This window comes from Frankia sp. AgB1.9 (genome assembly GCF_016786355.1).
Lineage (GTDB): Bacteria > Actinomycetota > Actinomycetes > Frankiales > Frankiaceae > Pseudofrankia.
The window spans coordinates 1,198-4,584 of record NZ_JADWYX010000239.1; the positions used below are offsets into that span (position 1 = coordinate 1,198).

1 protein-coding gene and 2 pseudogenes are annotated in these 3,387 nt (G+C 69.7%); 1 reads left to right on the plus strand and 2 read right to left on the minus strand.

Annotated elements, in window-relative coordinates:
* The coding region (locus I6A60_RS40690) for a WD40 repeat domain-containing protein (RefSeq protein ID WP_203042679.1) at positions 1 to 628 on the plus strand (628 nt) is incomplete at its 5' end.
* A 262-nt stretch (positions 629 to 890) separates the two neighbouring features.
* On the opposite strand, the pseudogene I6A60_RS44355 reads toward I6A60_RS40690, so the two are convergent.
* Positions 891 to 965: pseudogene (locus I6A60_RS44355) on the minus strand (acyl-CoA dehydrogenase); the annotation flags it as partial.
* Between the two features lie 73 nt (positions 966 to 1,038).
* Positions 1,039 to 3,387 (minus strand): annotated as a pseudogene (locus I6A60_RS40695) (hypothetical protein); the annotation flags it as partial.

A 3,387-nucleotide genomic window follows, 5' to 3' on the forward strand; every position in this document is an offset into this window, starting at 1 on the left:
GGCATTCACAGCCGACGGACGCACGCTCGCCACCGGCGGCTACGACCACACGGCGCGGCTATGGGACGTCACTGACCTCGCGCGGCCCCGGCAGATCGGCCAACCCCTCACCGGCCACACCGGCGCCGTGTGGTCCGTGGCATTCACAGCCGACGGACGCACGCTCGCCACCGGCGGCTACGACCACACGGCGCGGCTATGGGACGTCACTGACCCCGGGCGGCCCCGGCAGATCGGCCAACGCCTCAAAGGCCACACTGACGCCGTGATGGCGGTGGCATTCACAGCCGACGGACGCACGCTCGCCACCGCCAGCGACGACCACACACTGGGACTGTGGGACGTCGCCGGCCCCGGCGGACCCCGGCAGATCGGCCATCCCCTCACCGGCCACACCGGCGCCGTGTGGTCGGTGACGTTCACGGCTGATGGACGCACTCTCGCCACCGCCAGCAGCGACGGGACCGTGCGGCTGTGGGATGTCGCCGACCCAGCCCAGCCCTGCGAGATCGGCCAACCTCTGAACGGCCACACCGACGCTGTGAGGTCGGTGGCCTTCACAGCCGACGGCCACACCCTCGCCACCGGCAGCTACGACCGCACGGTACGACTTTGGCAAATATTCTGATCTGTGAATGTGTCGATGCGGTGCACCTACGCATAACTCGCGTAGGTAATAGCCCTCCACCGCCCCGAGCCCGTCGTGTGATCTGAGTCACCAATCGCTTTATAGTTCGCCGTTTTGCTGCGGCCACTGGCTTGCTCGGAGCAGGAGGCGACCGCCGGCTACAACGGGACCGAACCAGACACCCGAGAACAGCGTCCCGCGACCGGACGCCGACCTCCCGGGGCCCGGCTGCGGACTGTGACCTGCGAAAACGCCACGTCAATCAGGCCCGCGCCAGGCGCCTACTGATGGCCAGTCGCTGGATCTGATTTGTGCCTTCGAAGACCTGCATGACCTTGGTCCGCGAAGAGCCCTTCTGTCGTTTGTGCCAGATCCCCATGGGTGTCGTTCGTAGCGGACAGGTGCCGGTGTCAAGGGTCACCCGGAGATGATCGGCGCAAAGGATTGGCGGCTCCGACCGCATAGTCGACCACCACGACGACATCCTCGAGGGAGCCGGGTGCCACGGGAACCGTCACGCCGTTGTGGACGCGCCAGGCGGCGAGGGTCCAGTCGCCCAGTTGCCCGCCCGTGGTCGACGTCCCGCGCAGCAGGCCGTTCCAGGTAGCCACCTTGAGGGCGGTCGTGGACGCCGTCGTGCCCGGCACAATCGACAGCGCGAGTTCGCCGTTGGTCACATAGTCCGTCACGAAATCCGGCGCCACCAGGACGAGCAGCGACACGGCCCGGATGGCAATCGGCTTGGACTGGACCAGGAACGGGAAGCGCGCCTTCTCCAGGCCGACGGGCATCGTCCACGGCGCGCCCGTTCCCGCCGGTGGGCTGACGAACCGGTGCCAGTCGGCCGGGAACTCGTGGCGCAGGACGAACGCGCGCGCGAGCCCGTGCTGCCCGGCCGACCGGAGGGCCGCGTCGACGGCGGCGCCCAGCTCGGTGCGGGCCTGGCCGCGCAGACGGTCGCCGCCGTCGCGTGCCGTGTAGCGCACATGCAGGACGACGTCGGAGATGGTGTCGCGGTCGAATGCCGGGAAGTCGGTGGGTAGTTCGACGCGCCATTCGCTGATGGCTCCGGTGCCTTCGAAGGGCAGGAGGCGGTCGTCGCGCAGGGTGGGTTCGAACAGGCCCGGGTCGTTCTGGGCGGAGCTCGTGACGATCGCCTGCATCGACCCCGACGTGTCGGTGAACCGTGGGTCGTCGTCGCTCTGGCGGCCGTACGCGCCGTCGAGCAGCGTGCCGACCTGCCGGACCGTGCTGCGGTGCTGGGTGAGTGTGCAGCTGACGCTCGCGTACGGGCCGGCGACGCACGGGATCGTGACCGCGACGCTTTTCAGGCGGCGCAGGTAATGGCCGGGGTAGTCGAGGTCGAAGATGGCCTCGGGCAGGGTGACGAAACAGTCGCCGACGCGTTTGAGCGCGAGCAGCGCGGTCGGGTCGAGCGCGTTCAGGGACACGTGCTTGGTGATCTCGAACTCGCGCCGGTTCTGCTCCAGGAAGGCGACGTCCAGGCGCCGCAGCGACTGACGCAGGCGCTCGCCGGCGAGGAGCCCCTTTTTGAGGCTGTCCCAGTAGCCGAACTCGACGTAGGCGGAGTCGGTCAGGCCGAGCTCGTGCCGGAACGCCCGCTCGGCTCGCTTCGCGGCGTCGTAGGCGAGCTGGTAGGCCTGGAAGTGCAGGCTGGACAGCTGGCCGACCATCCAGCCGTAAAGCGCCTGGTTGGTGAACTTGTCGCGCAGGAAGTCGCGGGCGGCGGCCGAGTTCTCCACCTGCAGGTCGTGGTTGCGGACCTCCAGTTCGGCGAGAGTGGCCCGGACCTCGCCGGCGGCGATCTGCTTCGCGATCTGCGCGAGTTCTCTGGTCGCGAGATCGGCCTGATGCTTCCAGTCGTCCTGGCGGCGCTGGTGGCCGCCGAGCGTCGCGCTCAGCGAGGCGGCGGTGCTGAGGATCGACGCGGTCGCCCCGGCCGCGCTGCCGAAGGACTGCACCGCCGACGCGACGTTCCTGCCCCCGAAGGTCGCGCCGACCGTCGTCGGGGCGCCGCCCTTCAGCTCCGGGATGAGGTGCAGGCCGCCGGCCAGGGTCTCCGCGCCGGCCTGCATGGCGGTGAACGCCAGACCCAACGTGGTCAGGCCGACCTGGCCCAGCTCGTAGGCGTTCATGAACGGCCGCGTCTGGTAATAGTCCTGGCGGGCCAGGACGACGTCCTGGGACCTGCGCAGGGCGTCGAGGGACAGCTCGGCCTCGTCGACCTGCTGCTTCCTGACGTCGCGCATCGCCGTCAGCAGCGCCACCTCGTGGCCGGCCCGCAGCAGCGCCAGCGCCTCGGCGTCGCGCTTCTCCAGCGCCGCGAGCAGCGCCGCGCCGAGGGCCTGCACCTCGCCGCACAGCTCGATCGCCTTCTGCAGCATCACCGCGAACCGGTAGTGCGGTACCGGCGCGTTGAGGTCGCCGACGACGCTGGAGAGGTCGACGCCCGCGGCCGCCGCGCGGACCAGCAGGCCGGGGTCGATCGGCGGCTCGAAGATCGACAGGGACCGGGTGACCCCGTCGATGTTCATGCAGTTGCGAATCTTGAACAGCCGGTCGGCGACGGTGTCCCAGTAGCCGGCGAGCTTGTCGTTGCCGGTCAGGCAGAAGGACGACATCGTGAACGGCCGCGGTGGCTGGTCGTCGGTGGCCACCACCGGGCCGTCGACCGGGGGCAGCAGGCCCTCCACGGCGACGAGCGCGTTCGACAGGCTGTCGAGCGGGCCGAGGTCGTC